This window comes from Parapedobacter sp. (assembly GCF_035556095.1).
Lineage (GTDB): Bacteria > Bacteroidota > Bacteroidia > Sphingobacteriales > Sphingobacteriaceae > Parapedobacter.
In genome coordinates this window covers 246,064-269,088 of sequence record NZ_DATMFT010000004.1, presented here as the reverse complement: position 1 = coordinate 269,088, position 23,025 = coordinate 246,064, and the positions used below count along the sequence as shown (strand labels likewise).

14 protein-coding genes are annotated in these 23,025 nt (G+C 49.6%); 13 read left to right on the top strand and 1 reads right to left on the bottom strand.

Annotated features, from left to right (window positions below):
* The 12 genes from VNQ80_RS02035 to VNQ80_RS01980 form a co-directional block, all read left to right on the top strand.
* Positions 1–1,708: RagB/SusD family nutrient uptake outer membrane protein (locus VNQ80_RS02035; RefSeq protein WP_325635778.1), on the top strand; the 1,708-nt coding region annotated here is incomplete at its 5' end.
* Positions 1,709–1,760: 52 nt separating this feature from the next.
* Positions 1,761–2,744, top strand: a complete 984-nt coding sequence (locus VNQ80_RS02030; protein WP_325635777.1) for a DUF4973 domain-containing protein — start codon at positions 1,761–1,763, stop codon at positions 2,742–2,744.
* Positions 2,745–3,324: 580 nt separating this feature from the next.
* Entirely contained in the window at positions 3,325–6,465 is a 3,141-nt protein-coding gene (locus VNQ80_RS02025; RefSeq protein WP_325635776.1) for a SusC/RagA family TonB-linked outer membrane protein, read from the top strand.
* Between the two features lie 29 nt (positions 6,466–6,494).
* On the top strand, positions 6,495–8,336 hold the full coding sequence (locus VNQ80_RS02020; RefSeq protein WP_325635775.1) for a RagB/SusD family nutrient uptake outer membrane protein: 1,842 nt from the start codon (positions 6,495–6,497) through the stop codon (positions 8,334–8,336).
* An 18-nt stretch (positions 8,337–8,354) separates the two neighbouring features.
* Positions 8,355–9,029, top strand: coding sequence for a DUF3823 domain-containing protein (locus VNQ80_RS02015; RefSeq protein ID WP_325635774.1), 675 nt, complete (start codon positions 8,355–8,357; stop codon positions 9,027–9,029).
* A 503-nt stretch (positions 9,030–9,532) separates the two neighbouring features.
* Positions 9,533–9,919 (top strand): hypothetical protein, encoded by a 387-nt coding sequence (locus VNQ80_RS02010; protein WP_325635773.1) that lies wholly within the window; start codon positions 9,533–9,535, stop codon positions 9,917–9,919.
* 163 nt (positions 9,920–10,082) lie between these two features.
* Entirely contained in the window at positions 10,083–11,471 is a 1,389-nt protein-coding gene (locus VNQ80_RS02005; RefSeq protein ID WP_325635772.1) for a sulfatase, read from the top strand.
* Positions 11,472–11,479: 8 nt separating this feature from the next.
* Positions 11,480–13,003, top strand: coding sequence for a sulfatase (locus VNQ80_RS02000; protein ID WP_325635771.1), 1,524 nt, complete (start codon positions 11,480–11,482; stop codon positions 13,001–13,003).
* Positions 13,004–13,037: 34 nt separating this feature from the next.
* The gene (locus VNQ80_RS01995) at positions 13,038–14,432 is read left to right on the top strand and encodes a sulfatase family protein (RefSeq protein ID WP_325635770.1); all 1,395 of its coding nucleotides are present in this window, start codon (positions 13,038–13,040) and stop codon (positions 14,430–14,432) included.
* Positions 14,433–14,509: 77 nt separating this feature from the next.
* Positions 14,510–15,352, top strand: a complete 843-nt coding sequence (locus tag VNQ80_RS01990; RefSeq protein WP_325635769.1) for an alpha/beta hydrolase — start codon at positions 14,510–14,512, stop codon at positions 15,350–15,352.
* Positions 15,353–15,359: 7 nt separating this feature from the next.
* Complete coding sequence (locus VNQ80_RS01985; RefSeq protein WP_325635768.1) at positions 15,360–16,475, top strand: glycoside hydrolase family 43 protein; 1,116 nt, start codon at positions 15,360–15,362, stop codon at positions 16,473–16,475.
* Between the two features lie 291 nt (positions 16,476–16,766).
* Positions 16,767–18,818 carry a hypothetical protein gene (locus tag VNQ80_RS01980; protein ID WP_325635767.1) on the top strand — a complete coding sequence of 684 codons (2,052 nt, stop codon included), beginning with the start codon at positions 16,767–16,769 and terminating at the stop codon, positions 18,816–18,818.
* Between the two features lie 56 nt (positions 18,819–18,874).
* On the opposite strand, the gene VNQ80_RS01975 is transcribed toward VNQ80_RS01980, so the two are convergent.
* Positions 18,875–19,624, bottom strand: a complete 750-nt coding sequence (locus VNQ80_RS01975; RefSeq protein WP_325635766.1) for a DeoR/GlpR family DNA-binding transcription regulator — start codon at positions 19,622–19,624, stop codon at positions 18,875–18,877.
* A gap of 313 nt (positions 19,625–19,937) precedes the next feature.
* Here VNQ80_RS01975 and VNQ80_RS01970 point away from each other — a divergent pair, with 313 nt between their 5' ends.
* Positions 19,938–23,021: a TonB-dependent receptor gene (locus tag VNQ80_RS01970; RefSeq protein WP_325635765.1), complete on the top strand. Its 3,084-nt coding sequence runs from the start codon at positions 19,938–19,940 to the stop codon at positions 23,019–23,021.
* Positions 23,022–23,025 lie beyond the last annotated feature (4 nt).

Genomic DNA, 23,025 nt, shown 5'->3' with positions numbered 1-23,025 from the left:
ACAGTGTTACCGGGGAATCCGGAACGCGACTACACTTATACACAATGTGCACATGAACACCGAGATGTCGGAGGTCGAGATTGCCGATTACCGTGGGCAGGCGCGTTTCGCGCGAGCGTATCTGTATTGGCTATTGCTACGCAAATACGGCCCCATTCCGTTACTGCCCGATGAGGGGTTGGACTATACGGAGAGTTATGATGAACTGGCCGTTCCCCGTAGCACGTATGAAGCATGTGCCGAGTACATCAGCGGTGAAATGCTACAGGCCGCGAAAGAAATGGAAGCACTGGGAATGACACGCGGTCAGGATGGGTCGGCCCGTCCTACATCTGGGGCAGCATTGGCTACCCGGGCCAAGGCGTTGCTCTTTGCAGCAAGTCCGTTGGCCAATGGAAATACATCGGCCTTCGCCACCCAACTGACTGACGATGTAGGGAATCGCCTGCTTTCTCCCGACTATGATGAAGAGAAATGGGCGAAAGCCGCCGCAGCAGCAAGAGACGTCATCGAGCTTGGCGTTTATGAACTCTACTGGGTACCTTTGCAGGAAACTGGGGACGATGCCACCGTTGTTCCACCGGCGGACAACAATTTCTCGGAGAAAAGCTGGCCGGAAGGCTGGGCGAATGTCGACCCAGCAAAGTCGTATGCCCAAGTATTTGATGGTACGCTGCAAGCGTCTGGAAACCCGGAGCTGATCTTTACGAGAGGTAACAACCAAGGAGGGGAAAGCATCTCTGCCATGGTTGCGCACCAATTGCCCCGCTCGGCCACCGGCTGGAATACCCATGGCGTAACCCAGAAACTGGTCGATGCATATTACATGAACAATGGCGCCGATGTGCCCGGGAAAGACAAGGAAATCGGCCGTGGTGACGGCTCCGACCGCTTGGGTGGTTATGTAACCCAGGAAGATTATGATGCCGGAATGTATCGACCGCTGCGGCCGGGTGTCTCTTTGCAATACGCCAACCGCGAGCCTCGCTTTTATGCGTCTGTGGCTTACAACGGTAGCTTTTGGACCTTGCTCAATGAAACACAGGAGCGTAACCGGAACCAACAGGTGTTCTATTACCGCGATGATAATCGGGGTAACGGGTTCAACTCGTCCAATGCGTACTGGCTACGTACGGGGTTCGGTGTCAAGAAGTTTGTACATCCCAGTGATACCTACGAGGGTGGGGCCATCAGCCGTATCGTCCCCAAGGCCGAGCCTGCCATTCGCTATGCCGACATCCTACTCGCGTACGCTGAGGCATTGAATGAGCTCGACGGCTCCTACAGTATCCCGTCATGGCGGGGAGAAAACTATACCATCAGTCGCGACATCACCCAAATGCAACGGGGTATCCACCCTGTCCGTATTCGTGGCGGCGTGCCTGACTATCCGGCGGATATATACAGCAATAAGGATGAGCTGCGAAAAACATTGAAACGCGAACGTTTCATCGAGCTGATGGGTGAAGGGAAACGCTATTACGACCTGCGCCGCTGGATGGACGCACCTACGGAAGAGGCACTGCCGGTTTATGGCTGCAACGTATTGATGAATGAAAACGAGCGGGATCTTTTCCATCAGCCTGTAGCGGTGTGGGCACTTAAAACCACTTTTGCCGACAAGATGTGGTTTTGGCCGATTAGCCATAGTGAGCTGAAACGTAATGAGCGCCTTACCCAAAACCCGGGATGGACATATAATGATTAATAATATAAGTATAGGATGAAGCTCAGGCTCCATTACCATTAAACAAAAACTGATGAAGAAGTTACATATAACAATCTTTCTATTTTCGCTGTTGGTTATCTTCGGCTCCTGTAACGACGAATGGAAAGACGAGCAGTTTGAACACCTTGTGTCGTTTAAAGCGCCACTCACAAACGAAGGGATATCCAACATTTACGTTCGGTATAGAGGTGATGAGAAGACCGTTTTTCAACAACCGTTGATCGTTAGTGGGTCCACCACCGTTGAGCAGGGTATGACCGTGCATGTTGCCGTGGATCCCGATACGTTAGACGTACTGAACTACGAGCGTTTCCAAAACCGGGACGACTTTTATTATCGGGCGTTGAGCAGTCAGTATTTTACGGTATCACCGACGGTCGACATCCCGGCAGGCCAAAGTACCGCCTTGTTGGCAATCGACTTTACGCTCAAAGATATCGACATGACGGATAAGTGGGTGCTCCCACTAACCATCGTAGACGACCCTTCTTATAATTATAAAGCGAACCCCCGGAAGCACTACCGGAAAGCGCTTTTACGTATTAACCCGTTCAATGACTATTCGGGCACGTATAGTGGCACTGCGCTGAAAATAAGTATGGAAGGTTACGAAAACGAAACGCCAATCGTTAAAAGTGAAATACGGAGCTATGTTGTCGATGAAAATACCATCTTTTTCTATGCGGGAAACATCGATGAAGAGCGGCAGGACCGCCGTGACTATAAAGTCTATGCGACATTCACCGAAACCGGTGGCGTTATCTTCCGGGCCGATAATCCGGACATGAAGTTTAAGGTGAATAAGGACGCCAGTTATACGGTCACCGAGCAGATGGATGCCGTTCGGCCTTATTTACTGCACCGTTACATAACGATCAACAACATCGATTATGAGTTTACGGATTACACCATGGTCCCCAATGTCGATATCAACTACAAAGTTAACGGATCGTTGATTTTAGAGCGTCAGTTGAATACCCAGATTCCTGACGAAGACCAGTCTATAGAGTGGTAATTGATTCCCTCCCTTCCCTCCCTGCAATGCCTGTGTCCCCTACGGCCGGCGTTGCAGGGAGGGTTGATTACTATGAATATCTACTGCTATGCCCGTGGCAAGCCATTTTAGGCCTGACGTAAGATATAATTTGACTATAAAAGGGCAACATATTGCGGTTTTCCGAGTATATACCCGTCTACCTTTGTGATAAGGGCAATTTAATACGATGCGATGAACATGTTGCCATATTTCTTGTTTACTAGAAAAACGGATATTCATTTTCCGTGGTTTTGAAGCCTGCGTTATAGAAAAGTATAACCTCGGGGTGACAAATAGGGAAAGTGTTTCTCGGGCGCTGACGGTATTGTTTACTTGCCGGAAGAGCCACTTCAGTCATTATCATTAACGTCCGGTTAATCCACCTACCGTGCCGGGCTTGGGCTGAAATTGCCGAGATAGTCTATATCCCACGAATTACATGTGTTTAACAAGGCCTCAAAAGGGCCAGTTTATGTTGTGGTGCAATTTCGGGCAGACGGTTTGAATGCAGGGTTAAATCAATACAAGTTATAAACAATTAAAACAAAACAACAGAATTATGCGCAGAGCGTTATTTGTAGCATTGCTATGGTGTGTCGGACTATCCATAGTAATGGCCCAAACCCGTTCCATCACCGGAACGGTGAGGGATGCTGAGGGTAGCACCCCGATTGGCAGTGCAACCATCAAGGCGGTGGTAAGCCAACAAACCACGTCGAGTTCGGTCGATGGTACATTTTCTATTGACGTGGCATCCAACGGGGATTCATTAGTGGTTACTTACCTCGGTTATGATCAGGCCGTCGTAGCGGTGGGCGCAAACACCAACAACGTGTCCGTTGATTTAGTCTCATCTTCTGAAGCGCTGGAAGAAGTCGTCGTGACTGGGTTTGGTTTGGTCCAGAAGAAGGAGACATTGACGGGGGCTATTTCCACCATCAGTTCGGATGATATCAGCAGATCACTCTCATCAACCACTTCGGGTGCCTTGGTGGGGAAAATCCCGGGATTGAATTTCCGACAGACGGACGGCCGGCCGGGATCATCCACCAATATCCAGATCCGTAATATGGGAGACCCGCTGTACGTCATTGACGGTGTGCAGAAAGATGCCGGCCAGTTCAATAACCTCGATTTCAATGATATTGAATCAATAGCGGTGCTGAAGGATGCCTCTGCGGCCATCTATGGCGTGCGTGCGGCAAACGGCGTCGTAGTCGTTACCACGAAGCGGGGCAAGCGGAACACCAAAAACACCATCAGCCTGACCTCGAATTATGGATTCCAGAATTTATCAGCCTTTCCGAAGCCTGCCGATGCGGTGAGTTTTGTGGAGAGCTACATCCAATCCGAAACGGTGCAAGGGGTTGGTGATTATCGATATGATGCCGACGATCTGGCTAAGTGGCGAGCAGGAACAGAAAGAGGCTATGTACCATTTGACTGGTACGATTATATTTGGGAGACTTCGCCCCAAGTTTACCTGAATGCCAACGTTTCGGGCGGATCGGAAAAGATTAACTATTATTTTAGCTTAGGCCACCTCAACCAAAACGATGTCATCGTAAACTATGGGGGTTTTAAACGGACCAATGTGCAGATGAACATCACCACTCAGATTTCTGACCGTTTCCGCGTAGGGGCAAATTACAATGCGCGGCATGAGTATCGGAGAAACCCGGGTGTGCCGGGAGGTGACGACCTGTGGCTGCCACGCTTCGCAACGTTCCGCAACTTGCCGACGGTGCGTCCGTTTGCCAACGATAACCCCGATTACCCAACGTTGACCTCTACTGACCCCGGTACGAACTTTGGCTGGTTGAACTATGACTTAGCTGGCGAGCGAACCGAGACTTGGCGGGTGAGCCAGCTGAACTTTGATGCGGAGTATGACATCATTGATGGTCTGACAGCCAAAGCATTAGTGGGCTATTACTACGCCTCTCGACGGATGGATAACCACGAGTATACGTATAAGTTGTATGAGTACGACGAGGCCACCGATACTTATCCGGTCATTTTTGAAAACAACAACCCTTGGCGGGAGCGTGCCATGGACCACGTAGAAGAAATGACTTCCAACGTACAGTTAAACTACAACAAGGCCTTTGGGGGCCATACGATTGCCGTAGTTGGGGGCTTAGAAACCATTCTTCGTAAAACGCCGACCACGTGGCTGCACTCCATTCCCACCGCCAATGCCTTGGAGCTGATCGATTATGAAACAATGGATACCTATGATGATGAAGGAGACAACCCACAGGCACGGTTGGGGTACATCGGTAAGATCAATTACGACTACGAAGGGAAATACCTCGTTGAGTTGCTAGGGCGCTATGATGGTTCATGGAAGTTCCCGCCTAATGACCGTTGGGGCTTCTTCCCGGCAGCATCTGTAGGGTGGCGGATTTCGCAAGAATCGTTCTGGCAGAACAGCACGCTTGCAACGGTTGTCAACGACCTCAAAATCAGAGGGTCGTTCGGGCTGGTTGGCGATGACAATACCGCTGGGTATAACCCGTTCGATTACATGAGCGGCTATAATTACAAAAGGTACAGAAATGCGGAAGGCGATTGGGTAAACGTCGCCTCTTCGGTAATTGATGGTGCATATATAGTCGGTACACAGCCTAGGGGTATCCCGGTTACCACGTTATCTTGGATGCGTGCCGAGATGACCAATATTGGTATCGATGCTGCGTTTCTCAATAACCGATTGACGACGACCGTTGAATTCTTCCAACGTAAACGCACGGGTATTCCGGCGTCGCGGTATGATGTGTTGTTACCAAGCGAAGTCGGTTTCGATTTGCCCAACGAAAACCTGAACTCCGACATGCACCGTGGTTACGAAGGGGTGGTGCGGTGGAGTGATCGCGCCGGCGAACTCAATTATTCACTGGCCGGAAATATTACTTTTTCCCGTTTCTACGATTGGGGTCGCTACAAACCCCGCTTCAGTAATTCGTGGGACTTCTATCGAAACTCGCTCGTAGAGCGGTTTGGCTATCTTAACTGGGGGCTGGAGTCTGACGGTCAATTCCAAAGTTGGGACGAAATTGCCAATTGGCCAATAGACAACGACCGTCAAGGTAACCGTACATTGCGCCCGGGCGACGTGAAATACATTGATCAGAATGGCGATGGCGTAATCAATGACTTGGATGAGCGGCCAATCGGGTATCGCCAAGATGCTACGCCTGCCTTGAATTTTGGGTTCAACTTCACATTTGCTTACAAAGGCTTCGATTTGGCATTGGATTTCTCTGGCGGTGGTATGTATACCTTCTACAAAGAGTGGGAAATGCGCACCCCGTTCCAGAATGGAGGCAACATGCCGCAGTACTACATCGATGGTGCTTGGAAACTGTCCGACATCTGGGATGCCAACAGCGAGCTGATTCCGGGTGAGTACCCGATGCTTTTGATTGGTAATGGTGAGCATAGCAACTACTGGAACAGTGATTTCTGGAAGCAAAAGATCCGGTATATTAAACTGCGCAATGTGGACTTCGGTTATTCATTGCCCGCGCGGATTCTTGAACCACTATCCATAACCGGTGTCCGGGTATATTTCTCCGGACAGAATCTCCTTACGCTCACTAACCTGATTGGTATAGACCCCGAAATGCAGGATACAAATGGATTGGGCTATCCGACAATGCGGATTTTCAATTTTGGTTTGAACGTGAAGTTTTAACGGCTAGGTGCCTCTAATTAAAAAGTAAAATGAAGAATTTAAATAAATCAATAGCCAAGATGCTGGTGCTGGTCGGGATTACCTGCTTTGCCAGCTGTTCAGACTTCCTTGAGCGTGAGTCCGATACGATTTTGCCGGAAGAACAGATTTTCGAGGATGAGGTAATGATCCGCTCGGTGCTGGCCAACTATTATGGTCGGGTCAGTTGGGGACAACATATCGGTGATGATTATCAATACACCATATTGGATGAGGCAGGGAAGTCAGATGGCGGGCCTGATAATATCCAGAATTACGGTAATGACCTTTGGCGGGTGTACGATTACGGGCTGATACGTAATATCAATCAATTCCTACAAAGTTTGCGCGAGAGTACGGCGCTCGACGAAGAAGATAAACAAGTATACGAAGGAGAAGCCAGGTTCCTCCGCGCCTGGACCTATTTTAACATGGCCAAAGGGCTAGGCGGCATGCCAATCGTAGGCGATGAAGTGTTTGAATACGAACCCAGTATGGATGTCACGGTATTACAATACCCGCGCGCTACGGAAGCGGGTTTATACGATTATATCATTGCCGAGTGTGATGCGATTTCACCCTTGTTGTCTGACGAAACCAACACTCATTCCGCGCGTGCTAATAAATGGACCGCATTGATGCTGAAAGCGCGGGCAGCCATTTACGCAGGGTCGTTAGCCAATTATAACAACAAGATGCCCAGCCCTATCCGCACACCCGGAGGCGAAGTAGGGATTCCGGCTGATCGCGCTGCCGGATATTACGAGCAAGCATTGGCCGCTGCGGAAGATGTAATCGATAACAGTCCGTATGAGCTACAGTTAAAGAAGCCGGATGACCTGGAACGTAATTTCTATGAAGTGCTAAGTGTAAAGGATGGCAATACCGAGGTCATCTGGGCACAGGATCGCATCTATCCGGGTACGGGGCAGCAGACGGCCTTTACAACGAGAAACATCCCCGGTTCGCACGCCGAAGATATCGACCGTGCTTATGCCGGTCCTATCCTGAATTTGGTGGAAGATTACGAGTATACAGACGATCGCAACGGCGATATCCATATTCGGGATAATGAAGGAAATTATATTTTTTACGACGACCCGTTGGACGCGTTTGCCAACAAAGACGCCCGGTTGGGGGGGACGGTCATCCTGCCAAACGCGGAGTTCAAAGGAATACCGGTGGAATTGCAAGCCGGGCAAAAGGTGTGGAACAGTGGCTCTTGGCAGACGGTCATAGGCCAACCCGGTGAGCGTGACGCCGCAGGGCGGTTACTTACGTCTGATAACGGGCCAACCCGTTCCAATGACCAGTACATCAATAAAACCGGCTTCTTCTTCCGTAAGTTTCTGGATGAGGCTGCTGGGGCTTCCACCCGTGGGCGCAACAGCGAAATGTGGTTTCCCCGCTTCCGTTTTGCCGAAGCGGTGCTAATTGCCGCTGAAGCAGCGATGGAACTTGGCCAGCAGCCAGCAGCGGTTGGCTACATCAACCAAATTCGGGACCGTGCCGGCATTCAGCCATTGACGAGTGTTACACTGGATGACATCATTCAGGAACGCCGGGTAGAGTTTGCTTTTGAGAACCACCGGTATTGGGATTTGAAGCGATTCCGGCGGGCGCATATCGTATGGAACGGTGTGGTCAATAGTCCAACCGCCCAACAGTATGCCCTGTTTCCCTATTTGGTGGTGGCTCCAGGCACGCCGAACGATGGAAAATACGTGTTCGACCGATTGGTGTTCAGTGGCTCACTGCATCCACGCAATTTCGAGTTAAGGAACTATTATAATTTCATCGACTTAGATTGGCGAAATTCGAATCCCAAGATTGTATTGAATCCGTTTCAATAACTTTATATGATTACGACAATGAGAAAATATCTGAATATATTGTTGCTTCCTGCGATAGTTGCGGTAAGCAGTTGCGGACTGGATAACTACGACGCTCCGGAGTCCAAATTGGTTGGCCAGGTCGTTTACAACGGTGAGCCTGTGGGTGTCCGTGGCACGGGTGAGGCGGTACAGCTACAGCTTTACCAAGACGGGTATGAATTGCGGGATCCCATTCCGGTGTATGTGGGACAGGATGGTACATTTGAAGCGAAGTTGTTTGATGGTGAGTATAAATTGGTTACCCGGGATAACAACGGCCCTTGGGTAAACGATCGCGATACGACCGTAATTAATGTGAAAGGCACGGCGAATGTAGCTGTCGAGGTAACTCCATTCTATACGTTATCCAACGTGCAGCTTTCATTGAACGGAAGCAGCGCCGATGCCTCGTTTCAGATCAACGAAGTAGCAGGTGGCCGGGATATCGAGTATGTGATGATCTTAGTGGGCAAAACGTCTTTTGTTGATGACGTGTCGTATACGGTTCGAGTTGATATCGATGATGTTGCTGCCGGAAGTACGGTCACTGATGCGATTGATCTCTCAAACAACACCGATTTCCAATCGGGCAGGGCCCTATACGCTAGGGTTGGATTACGCCCGGTAGGTAAAGACCAGGCGATTTATTCACAGGTTGTGAAATTACGGTAATTCGTAGCAAATTTATCGTAAGCCGTCTCGCCTCAGGCGAGACGGCTATTTTTGTTTTCCGTAGTCTGGTTTGTCTCGCACGGATGCTTATTTTACGGTGGCCCATTTACGTACCAGTGCTTTGCTGTGGGCCCTAGCCTCTTCAACGGTAAATGTTTTTTCAGGTTTCCATTTGAGGGCAGCTTGTCAAGGCTTACGCCGAAAAGTTGGAATCTGCTCGTGAAATGAAGAAAGATGGTATTTCAAATGAGCGAATTGCTAAGTTTAATAAACTGCCTATTGAAGTAATCGAAAAACTGTAACGGTTGGCCGAGTCGTCAACAGTAACGATATCTCTTACGCATCCCTAAATTTATAGTAGTTTATTTTCCCTACTTTTCTGCTCGATAGTATACACTACCAGTATTTTACCAGTACTTGAAACGTGCTCATCTTTTCCTCGTACGTTCTTCTCCCTTTGTTCTAACTTCTCGCGTGCGGTATGCGGCGTGGATGCGAGCCGTATGCGGAAAATCCGTGCGTGTGGCGTGCGTACGGCCCGCGCACGGCATGCGAGATGGGAGAACACGGGAAGAAGAAAGGCAGGCATCAGTGTGCCCCGTCTCCGAAAAGCCCAGCCAATCCCATGCTTCAGCCCACCTTCCCTTATCCCTCATCCGTGCGATATCCGTATGATACCCATATATATCTCGGTAAAAAGGCCAAAAGACGGCGCTTTACCGAAGGGTATACGGCAAACCTACGGAAAAAACACACATTCGGGGCGGGAAAGGATAAGGCGGGGATCGGACCGGAGTCATGAGGCGAAGATGGGGTATGTCAGCAAAGAGAAGGCCGCATTGTTCGGCGCGTGGTACGCTGACTGTCGGTCCAGGCACGAGGTGGCTTAAGGTCGCTTAGGCCTGATTTGTTATTTGCTCGTTGCCTGAGCGGGGTATAATGATATAATTTGACTGCAAAGGGGTAACATATCGTGGTTTCAAACCAGTCCTTTGGTGTATCTTTGTGATACGGACAATTATAACCGATAAGGAACGCGTAACTTTTACTGGGATGAGGAAGAAGATAATAGCTGACCATTGTACACTGACTGCCTTGCTCGTTATGTTGTTTTTCTGTGGCGGCACAGTATTGGCCCAGTCGCCGGAAAAACCAAACATCATCGTCATCATGGCAGACGACCTGGATTCGCGGCAACTGAGTTGTTATGGCGGGCAGAACCTGAAAACAACCTATATCGACCAATTGGCCTCGGAAGGGATGAAATTCAATGCCATGATTGCTTCCGAAGCAATGTGTATACCCACCCGGGCATCGTTGCTGACCGGGTTGTATCCGGTGAAACACGGTGCATACCAGAACCACAAGCCGGTAGACCGTGATCTGAAAAGTGTGATCCATTACCTCAACGACCTGGGGTATCGGGTAGGGCTTACCGGAAAGGACCATATGACCAAACCGAGGTCTGTTTTTCCCTTTGATTTGGTAGACGGGTTTGAACCGAATTGTGTGGCCTCGACAGACGAATATTTCTTGGATAGCGTAAGGAACTACGTCCTCCAAAAAGAACCGTATTGCCTTTTTGTGATGAGCATCAATCCGCATACACCATGGACTGTTGGCGATCCCGGCGAATTTGATCCGGATGAACTGGTCTTACCTGCCCATTGGGTGGATACGGAACTCACGAGATCCGAATTCCAAAAGTACCTTGCGGAGGTACGGCGGCTAGACAATCAGGTGGGCGACATCATGAACCTGCTGGAAGAAACCGGTACGGCAGATCACACCATGGTCATTTTCCTGGGTGAACAGGGCCCCCAATTTCCCGGCGGCAAATGGACGTTATACGATAATGGACAAAAAAGCTCGATGATCGTGAAATGGCCTGGAATAGTGAAGTCGGGCACGGAAACTGATGCTATTGTACAGTATGAAGATATTACACCCACGTTAGTCGATATCGTGGGTGGGGAGCCGATTGCTGGATTGGACGGCCGCAGTTTCAAGCAGGTGCTGTCGATGGGAGAAACGCAACACCGGGATGTCGCCTACGGCATCCACAATAATATTCCCGAAGGGCCTGCTTATCCGATCCGGAGTGTACGTGATCTCCGATACAAGTTAATTTGGAACCTGACGCCCGATTCTACCTATTACATCAAGTACATGTTGAATACCAACAATAGCAAACTGGCATGGACGAGCTGGGTAGACCGTGCTGCGCATGATGATCATGCAAAAGCGCTGACCGAGCGTATTGTAACGAAGCCGGCACTGGAATTCTATGATATCGCCAATGACGCCGATGAACTGAAAAACCTGGCGGAGGAGCCTAAATACAGAGCACTGGTACAAAGTTACCTAGCGAAGTTGCAGGGATGGATGGAGACACAGGGAGATAAAGGAGCAGCGCTAGATGTACCAATAAAACGAGATTAAACACGCTCATGGATTTAACTAAATCAGTAACCAATTTTCAATTGAGCCTTTCGGTGTTGTGCGCCGTGAGTGTAGCGATATTAACCAGTGGTTCGTGTATAGCGATCGACAAGCCGAAGCGACCAAACGTCCTGCTGATTATGGTAGACGACCTCCGTCCGGCAATTGGCGCCTATGGAGACCCGGTGGCAATAACACCCAATATGGATAAATTGGCTGCTAATGGTGTGCTGTTTGAACAAGCGTATTCCAATCAGGCTGTATGTGCTCCTTCGCGGTTTAACCTGATGTTGGGTAGTCGATCATCTTCATCCGGTATTTACGGTTTTGGTCAGAATTTTCGCGATTATTATGCAGATGCAATTACCCTACCTCAGTTTTTCATGCAACAGGGTTATCATACCGAATCAATGGGTAAGGTGTTTCATATCGGCCATGGCACCTACCAAGATGAGGCATCTTGGAGTGTACCACATCACGGGGACTTGGTCATCGAGTATGTAGACCCGGTTAGTAAAAGCAATGGGTTTACGCGCGAAGAGGCGCTTTTTTCGAATCAAAGTGCCCAAGGGCTCTCTCGTGGGCTTGCATGGGAATCACCGGACGTGGAGGACGATGCCTATGCAGATGGCCGAGTAGCGAATCGCGCTGTTGAGCGGCTCAGGAGCTTAAAAGCACGGCCAGAACAACCCTTTTTCCTAGCCGTGGGTTTTGCCCGGCCGCACCTTCCGTTTTCAGTGCCCCAGCGATATTGGGACTTGTATGACGAGGATAAGCTGCCTTTGCCCACTAGGACCACCCGGCCGGACGGTGCACCGCCGTATGCTGTGAAATACGGAACCGAAATAGACCAATATGTTCCCATTCCCGCACAGGTTACCGAAGAACCTTTTCCGGATAGTCTCACCCGTAAATTGATCCATGGCTACTACGCAGGTGTAAGCTACGTAGATGTTCAGATCGGGAAAGTGCTGGACGAATTGGCAGCGCTCGGGCTCGATGATAATACCATTGTGGTGCTTTGGGGCGACCACGGCTACATGCTCGGGGACATGGGGATGTGGACGAAGCACGTCAATTACGAGCTGGCCAACCGCATACCGCTAATCATCGCCGCGCCGGGTATAGGACAGGCGGGCGCGCATACCGGTCAGCTTGCAGAAACGGTGGATATTTATCCTACGTTGGCCGCGCTTGCAGGTTTGCCCGCCCCACAGGTGCCGCAGCCGTTCGATGGCCTAAGCATGGCGCCTGTGTTGACTAACCCCGATGCACGCATCCGCAACCACGCTTACCATTGTTTCCCACGAGGTGGCCGGTTGGGCAGGGCCATTCGGACCGATCGCTATCGCTTGGTTGAGTGGCGGGATGTCGGCGATGCCACTGTGCCCGTGGAATACGAGTTGTACGATTACAAAAACGGATTGATGGAGGTAAAGAACATCGCTGATGAACAGCCGGCTGTACGCGATTCCCTCAAGGCCATCTTGGCGCAGCATCCCGATGCGGCACCTCCACGCCCCCGCAAGTAACCGGTAATCCATTTACCTTAACATAGAAAGCACGATGAGAACCGCGAAACAAATGATGAATAAGCTTTTGATGCTGGGGCTATTGGTGAGCACCTTAGCTGCTTCTGCGCAGGAACCGCCAAATATCATTATCATCCTCGCTGACGACATGGGTTTCAGTGACATCGGCGCGTTCGGCGGAAAAATCATCCCTACTCCCAGCTTTGACCGCTTGGCTGCGGAAGGAACCAAGTTTACGCAATACTACAGTGCTTCCCCGATTTGCAGCCCTTCCCGTACAAGCATCCTAACGGGTATGTTTCCCGCCGAATGGAATTTTACCACGTTCCTGAATGACCGCCAAAGTAACGGCCAGGCCGAACAGGCTAACTACCTGAACATACATGCGCCATCTATCGCCAAAGTATTGAAAGCAGCCGGATACGCCACGGGCCATTTCGGTAAATGGCATATGGGCGGCGGCCGCGACATCCAGAACGCTCCGGGATTCGACCTGTACGGCTTCGATGAACATGCCAGCACGTATGAAAGCCCCGAGCCTGACCCGGCATTGACCGCGACGGACTGGATATGGTCTGATGTGGACAGCATATCACGGTGGGACCGAACGGCTTATTTCATTGATAAGACGCTCGACTTCTTGCGCAGACACAAAGGGACGCCCTGCTTCGTCAACCTCTGGCCCGATGATATGCATACGCCCTGGGTGCCGGAAGAAAACCGACGCCAAGCCGGAGAATTCCCCATGAATCCCAATGAGGAGGCCGCCTTCAAACTGGTGCTTGCCGAGTTTGATAAACAGATGGGCAGGCTGCTTGATGGGCTCGCCGAGCTTGGAATTGCTGAAAACACGTTGATTATCTTTACCAGCGACAATGGGCCTTTGCCGAGTTTTAAAGGTAGTCGGGCTGGCGGGCTCCGCGGAACGAAGCTGTCGCTATACGAAGGTGGAATCCGGATGCCATTTATTGTGCGGTGGCCAGGGCATGTACCCGCAGGGGTTACCGACAGCGTTTCGGTGCTGAACTCCACCGACCTGTTCCCAACGCTGTCGTCGATCGCTTCCGCTGAGGTGCCGACTAATTATAAAGGCGATGGCGAAAACCGGGTAGGTGTACTGATGGGAAGTCCGGCACCGCGGAAAAAAGACATGTATTGGGAGTATGGGCGGAATGCCCATGCGTTTAATTATCCAAAAGGGCGCGATCGGAGTCCGAACCTAGCCATCCGGTCGGGCAAATGGAAACTGCTCATGGACTACCAACGCGGTAATGTAACATTGTACGATATGGAAAGCGACAAGTACGAAACGACCAACATTGCCGAAGCACATCCTGAAATCGTGGATGAATTACGCACTAAGCTTTACACGTGGCGATCGTATCTGCCAGATTTGACGCCGGAAAGGGCAAACCCGGCGAGGAAGTAATTTTCCATTTCCATCGGCATTATGTATTTTTAGCGATGAAGATTTAAAAGGTCTCGTAGTAACAAATAGGTTTTGATATGACCATCAGAAAAAAGTATGTAGTGATAGGCTGGTGTTTGATCGCATTCGTGATTACCGCTCATGCCCAGCAAGCCGCCAATTCGATAACCTACCAACTGGTCGAAAATATTGGGTACCGTGGCGACGGTGTCGAAGATGCTTATGCAAAGGAACGGTGTGTATTGGATGTATATTACCCCGAAAATAAAAAGGACTTTCCCACGGTTGTCTGGTTTCACGGTGGTGGTATCACCGGGGGGCAGAAGTTTATTCCCAGCGAACTTAAAGGAAAGGGGCTGGCGGTGGTGGCCGTTAATTATCGGTTAAGCCCTAAAGTGAGGGCTCCAGCTTATATTGATGATGCCGCGGCGGCCATTGCTTGGACATTCAAGCACATCGCGGATTTTGGTGGAGACCCGAAGAAGATCGTTGTTTCCGGCCACTCCGCCGGCGGATATCTGATTGCGATGGTGGGATTGGACAAATCGTGGCTGCAGAAATACGGTGAAGATGCGGATGAGCTGGCTGGTATTGTCGACTTCAGCGGGCATGCCATCACGCACATGACTGTCCGCGCCGAACGGGGGATAAAAGACACACAACCAATTGTCGACGAATATGCGCCGCTGTACCACGTACGGAACGACGCCCCACCATTGGTGCTCATCACTGGCGATCGGGAAATGGAGATGCTGGGCAGGTATGAGGAAAACGCATATTTCTACCGGATGATGAAGTTTGTGGGGCATACCAATGTGCACCTTTATGAACTGGACGGTTTTGACCATGGAGCCATGGCTACGCCGGCTTTTCATATCCTGCTCCACTATGTGGATGAATTGACAAAAACAACGAAATAATTGACCGATGAATTTAAATACTGTAATTGCTTTCCTTTTCGCAGCTGCGCTACCGTATGTGGCGGGCGCGCAACAAGATGATGCTGTCTCATTCAATAACCCGTTGGATGTGGCTTTTGGTGATCCGTATGTGATTTATGATAACGCCAGCGCGCGTTACTACATGTATGGCACCGGTGGTGGTGCCAAAAACGGCTTTGCAGCCTATTCCTCTACCGATCTGGTGAACTGGAAATCCGAAGGCCAAGTCTATTACGCCAGCAATGAGAACGGTTGGAGTGATTCCACCGCTGCCTGGGGCGGCGCATACTGGGCGCCTGAAGTGTATGCGCATGACGACAGATTTTATATGTTCTACAGCGCGCAATGGCGCGATAACCCCACCAACGAGTTGGAAAATTTCAAGATTGGCGTAGCCGTATCTGATAAGCCGACCGGTCCATTTATCGATATGTATGATAGGCCGCTGTTCGATCCCGGTTATCCGATTATTGATGCCAATGTTTATTTTGCGGAAGACGGCCGCATGTTTCTGTATTATTCGCGCTGCTGCTATAAACACCCCGTAGAAAGTGAGGTGGCTAGCTGGGCGCAGCAAAAAGGGTGGTTTGACGAGATTGAGGAGAGCTGGGTTTACGGGGTGGAGCTCCGGCCGGATTTTTCAGGAGTCATCGGCGAGCCGGTACTGTGTTTGCGGCCCCCGGTGGACATGGATAATGCACAGGCGGAATGGGAGAGCCGTTCGGTGACCAGCCGTGAAGTGAACCGTAGGTGGACGGAGGGTTCTTTCACGTTCAAACACAACGGCACATACTACATGATGTATTCAGCTAACCATTTTGCCGGAGAAAACTATGCCGTTGGCTATGCGACTGCAGAACATCCGTTGGGACCGTATATTAAAGCGGCCAACAACCCTGTGCTGGAAAAAAATACGGCGAATGGCGGCAACGTAACGGGTACTGGGCATAACAGTGTGGTGTTCTTACCGGATGGACGGATGTTGTGCGTATACCATGGCCGTACAACCAAGACTGGCGACGAACGGGTGGTTTTCATCGACGAGATGGAAATCGATGATAAGGGTGTGTTGAAGGTGATGGGGCCGACAACACAGCCCTGATGTTGCGTCGGTTGACTACTGATGAAGATGGTTGATTAAGGAACGGAATAAAGAGTTCCTGCAAGGGATAGTGCGGGTTGCTTCAGTACAGTGCGGGTTGCCGTTCCGGTTTATTGTACCGATTATAGCCACGTTATAATTCGCTAAATTGGATTACATAGGTGAAATACGGAAAGCACCGTACACGCTTTCATATTTTCTCAAAGCGCAGTTTTTTGACAGTGAGCAACGTGTGTAAGTGCTGTTGGGGATAATCGCTGGCTAAAGTGTATTTCGACTAACTAATTAAAAATGATGGTTTATACGCTGGGTCTTTTACCGCGCCGCCTCAGTAGGTGGAGTGCGATTGCATTACTGTTTGTGAGCACCTCTTTATTGGCGCAGGATGTCACTTCTACGGAGGCCCACGGCACGTACTATCGTGATATATATCCCGATACGTGGGTTGCTTCAGACGCTTTGGGTCGGACAATGCCCGATTTGGAAGAGGTAGGGCCGGTGAAAAGTGACCAGCGGAGGGTCGTCGGGATTTTTTACATCACCTGGCATGATGATGGAAAGGTCAAACTGCCGGCACCCTATAACGCCGATGTTTCTCGTATATTGGCGGCCAACCCGGAAGCCCGATTAGAAGCGAAACACCCGCTGTGGACAACAGGGGCCTACCACTGGGCGGAACCTGAAATGGGATATTTTTTGAGCAAAGACGAGTATGTGATCCGGAAAGACATGTCTATGTTGGCTGATGCTGGGGTGGATATGCTGGTGATGGATGTAACCAATGCGGTGCGTTATTGGGAAGAATGGGAGGTGCTTTTCACCACGATGCAAGCGATGAAAGCAGAAGGAAACAAAGTGCCGCAGTTTTGTTTTTGGGCGTTTAACGGAGATGTGATTACCGTAGTACAGGACCTCTATGATCGTATTTATAAAACCAAGCGTTTCGATGACCTATGGTTTTATTGGGATGGTAAGCCGTTGCTTTTGTATAATGGAAACCCAAAATACGATGCCAATGGACAAGATGCCAAACAACCCAATCCGCACTACACCCCTGAGGCTAAGACCAATGTCAACCATCCGCATTACGGAGATCCGGACTATTCATCCGAGTTTTACACCGACTATACGAAGGAGGTAAAAGATTTCTTTACCCTGCGAACGATGTGGTGGGGCTATCATATGTGGGCGGGTGAGCGATTTGTGGGTACCGAAGACAACTGGAGTTTTGGCTATGATCTCGGGAATGAAGCGGTACGTAATATGGATCCGGACAGCCTGCTTTCCCGGCATCAAGGGAAGAAAGAGCAAGCAGCGGTAACTCCTGCTCAACACTCGTCGACACTGATCGGAAAGTCGTGGAGCCGGCAGCACGGAGAACCTCCCTTGGATGCTCACGATATGCCCAAAGCCACGGAAGTGCCTTGGTTGAAGAAAACCGTTGACAATCCGGAAGGCTATGGAATCTATTTCCAGGAGCGGTGGGACGAAGCGCTTCAGGCCGATCCCCAATTTTTATATATTAATGATTGGAATGAATGGACCGCGGGCAAATACGATACGGAAGAAGGGAAAACGCAAAACTTCATGCGGCGCAAGAGCCCATTCGTTTTTATTGATCAATATAATGCTGAATTCAACCGAGGCATACAGCCCATGAAAGGAGGTTACTCCGATAATTACTATATGCAGATGGCACAGAATATTCGCCGCTATAAAGGCGTTCGCCCCATCCCCGCATTATTCGGAATTCATCGGGTGGTTATCGATGGGGATTTTACCGAGTGGAATCAGATCGATGTGGAGTACCGGGATACCAAGGCAGATGTCGCTCATCGTGATTATAATGGGTATGGGGGGCTTCATTATACGAATACGTCGGGCCGGAATGATATCGTCGTCAGTAAGGTCTCGTTCCAGCAGGAATCGATCGCTTTCTACGTGCAGACTGCCGGGGCGTTGTCGCCTCATACGGATAACAATTGGATGCTTTTATTGATTGACGCGGATCAAAATCCCGAAACCGGGTGGTTCGGCTATGATTTTCTAGTAAATAAACAGGTGAATGACGAGAATAAAACAACGCTCATGCGCTATGATGCGACTCGAAAAGAAAATCCCTGGGCTGAAGTTACCCTATTGGACTTTCGGTATGAGGGCAATGAGCTGGAGCTGGTTATTCCGAGAAAGCTGCTGGGACTGGAAGGTAACCACGCTAGCTTTGACTTCAAGTGGAGCGATAATGCCGCTGATTTGGTCAATCCGATTTCGTTATCTATGAATGGAGATACCGCGCCTAACCGAAGGTTTAACTATCGATGCATATGGCACCGGAAGCGATAATTACGCATTGCTATATTGTAAAGGATGATTTGCACGTACAGCCCGTTGATGTTTTTCTAAAGTACTTTGATGTTTTTCTGGGTAAAGGAACTCAATAGTTGGTCTGCGGGTTCCAGTTCGGTGATTAAGTAGTCAACCTGACTGGCTGAGCAGATATTGAGCCATTTTACGCTATTCAGTTTTTCGGAAATGCTGATGACTGCCACTTTTTTCGCTGACCGGATAAGCGCTTTCTTTACCTGTACAACTTCCCAATCAAGATCAGTGAGCCCCTCCTCCGAGGAAAAGGCATTCGCACCCAGGATGCAGAGGTCGGCTTTCAAGCCCGCTAGTTGATTAACGACGCTTGCTCCAATATGTAGATTTGCATTTTTTGCCAGTTTCCCGCCGATACTGATCACGTCGAGACTTTCATGTTGAGCAAGAGTAATGGCTACCTGCGGACTGATTGTAATAAAAGTGGCTTTCAAATTTGATGGGATGGCCTTAGCGAGTTCCAGCATGGTTGTCCCGCCTTCCGTGAGAATAACCATGTTATTTTTAATCAACGATAGTGTTTTGTGCGCGATTTGGGCCTTGGCGGTAGCGGCATAAACCACATTATCTGAATTGAACGGTGTGACGAACGACTTGCCGATAGCACCCCCATGCACCCTAATCAGCTTCCCCTCGCCCGCCAGTTCCTTGATATCACGGCGAATGGTGTCATCCGAAACATTCAATTGTTCACTCAGGTCGACTGAAAGCACCTTGTTATGCAGGTTGACCTCCTTTAAAATAAAGGCGTGCCTTTTATCTTTTCTCATCGTTTGCTTGTTTTAATGTGCGGGTTCCCGCAAATATATACTCATTAATACCGCAAACTTAGATAAAGTATTGATACTTTAATTGTTTTTTTTGGCATCAATGAGATCGCTACGCCGATCTCCTTGCTGCTGCTGAAAGAAACAACTTTTATAGCGGAATATATTAGGTATTTCAATTTCTTGATTTATGCGCGTTTCAAATTATTAAATCAGAAAAAATATTGCATTTGTTGATTTTGTATATATATTTGCTGGCATAATGCTGATTTGATGCGTTAATAGGAAAAATAGTAGCTAACCCAATACTTAATTTATGAATCGTGATTATACGCCAGTATTTTTAAATCAATCCGGTATCCGTTCGTTATGTCGCATCGTAAGTGCGATAGCGATATTGGTAATCATTGCCTGGTCTGCCACTGCACAAGACGGGCAGCAGATTTCCGGCAAAGTGACGGACGATACGGGGCAGGCAATTTCGGGAGCCACCGTATCTGTCAAGAAACGTGGAGAAGCGACCGTGACGACTGATGCGGAAGGACAGTTTTCAATTACGGCTTTACCAATTGATACACTGCTGCTGACACATGTCGGTTACGAACCCCAGGAAATCCCCGTGGGGAACCGTATTGTTTTTACCGTGGTCATGACGGTGTCTGCCAGCATGATGGATGAGATTGCGGTGGTGGGATATGGGACGCAACGGAAAATTACCGTAACGGGTGCACAGTCGACTATCTCGGTTAGAGACGTGGAGCGGGCGTCGACACCTTCCCTCTCGAATGCTATTGCCGGCAAGATGCCCGGTATTATTACACGACAGTCTAGCGGCGAACCTGGAGCCGATGCTGCACAGGTATTTATCCGCGGACTTTCCACGTTCGGAAACAATTCTCCCCTGATTCTCATCGATGGCGTGGAGCGCAACATGAATCAGATCAACGCGCAGGAAATCGAAAGCTTTACGATACTCAAAGATGCTTCGGCTACCGCGGTCTACGGTGTTCGAGGGGCAAATGGTGTGATTATTATCAATACAAAGCGGGGTGTGGTGGGCAAACCGGAAATCACTTTCCGTACCGAAACGGCTTCATTGACAGCATTGCGGCTGCCCGATTACATCAGTGGGGGAGAATACGCGCTCTTGATGAACGAAGCCCGTGATTTCCAAGGCTTGGATCCGCGATGGTCGGATGAAGAAATCGTAAAGTTTTTCGATCAAACGGATCCCTATCTCTATCCAGATGCTGATTGGACGGCATCTGTACTGAATAAAAAAACGTGGCAAACCATCAACAACCTGAGCGTAACAGGCGGATCGGAGATCATAAAATACTATACCAATGTGGGGTATACATTGCAAAATGGAATTTACAAACAGGATCCTGCGAATAAGTATAATACGAACGCCAATGTCAAACGTTATAATTTCCGGAGTAATGTAGATATCAACCTGGCCCAAAACTTGACCATGCAGCTGGGAATCGGCGGTATCATTCAAAACGGCAATTATCCCGGCGCCTCTTCAGGCCAGATATTTGATATGTTGAGGGTTATCTCGCCAATCGCCTACCCGGTGCTGAATCCGGATGGTACACCCGGTGGTGCATCCACGTATATCGGCGGCAACCCATGGGGGCTTGCAACGCAGTCGGGTTACTCGACACAAGATCACACCACACTTCAGGCGACATTCGGCGGTAGATGGGATCTTTCGTCGTTGCTATTGGAAGGACTGTCGGTACGTGGGCTTTTCTCTTATGATCGTTATGCGCTGACCAACAACGTCCGCACCAAAGAATTTGAAGTGAAAAGATACTTAGGCAAGGACCCGGAAACGGGTGAAGACCGTTACAGTACACCTTTCCGGGAAGAGAAGCCCCTAGGCTATGCAATAGCTAACGCGGGCAACCGTGCGATTTACATGGAGGGTCAGATCAACTTCGAACGGACGTTCGACGCACATTACCTAACGGCAATGTTGTTGTACAACCAACGCGATTATGTGGATCTCACTGCGGGAAGCTCCATCCAGAATCTGCCATTCCGGAAGCAAGGCGTTTCGGGAAGGCTGACTTATGCCTTCCACGATCGATACCTCGCCGAGGTAAACTTTGGATACAACGGTTCGGAGAACTTTCCCAAAGGTAAACGTTTCGGTTTCTTTCCAGCGTTTTCGGCAGGCTGGGTGGTTTCGAACGAATCGTTCTGGAACTGGGAACTGGTCAATCATTTCAAGATCCGCGGCTCGCACGGCAAGGTGGGCAATGACCAGATCGGCCAACGGTTTCTGTTCCTCAACACCATCAATACAGCCGGGCAGTCGTATCTGTTCGGCCCCGATCAACAGCTGTATTATGGGATGGAGGAAAACCAAATCGGAAACGACCGGATAACCTGGGAACGTGCAACGAAAAACAATCTTGGCATCGATGTAGGCTTGCTGAACGACAAGGTTACACTGCAGGTAGACGCGTTTAATGAACACAGGTCAGGCATCCTTATGCGGCGGTCTACGGTGCCGGATGTGGCCGGTTTCTTCCCTTGGTCCATTCCTTATGCCAATATCGGTGTAATGAAGAATAAGGGGGTAGACGCCCTGCTGGAGGTACGCAACGCGACTACTTCCGGCTGGATGTATACATTCCGCGGCAACTTCACTTTTGCAAAAAATGAGATTGTTGAAAATGACGAACCGGAACGCCGTTATCCCTATTTGTCATCGCGGGGGCTGGCGGTGGGCACACACCATACCTATATTGCGGAAGGATTCTTTGAAAGCGAGGAAGATATTAAGGCTTGGCCGCACCAAACGTTTTCGATAGCCCGTCCGGGAGATGTAAAGTATCGCGATATAAACGGCGACGGGATAGTTGATTCGTACGACCGTGTACCGGTTGGTTATCCGCGATTGCCACAAATGTCATTTGGTTTCGGGGGTACGGTGGCTTACAAGTGGTTGGATTTCAGTATGTATTTTACCGGGGCAGCACAATCGAGTATTTTCCTGAGCGGTTATTCCATGTGGCCTTTTTATGATGGGGAAGGAGTGAACAATGTACTGCGTGAATACTACGACAACCGTTGGACACCCGACCGTACGGATGCGCTTTACCCGGCGATTGACCGGGGAAATAATCCGAATAATTTTCTCAATTCGACGATCTGGCTGCGGAATGGCAACTACCTCCGGTTGCGGAATGCCGAAATCGGCTTCAATTTACCGGAAGACGTGGTCCGTCGGCTACATGTGAAGGATCTGCGTTTGTTCATCAATGGAATGAACCTATATACATGGGACCATGTCAAGATCATTGACCCGGAGTCTAACGATGGGACCGGCGGATATCCGCTACAGCGGTCCTTCAACTTCGGCGTGCAAATTAACTTTAATTAACCAC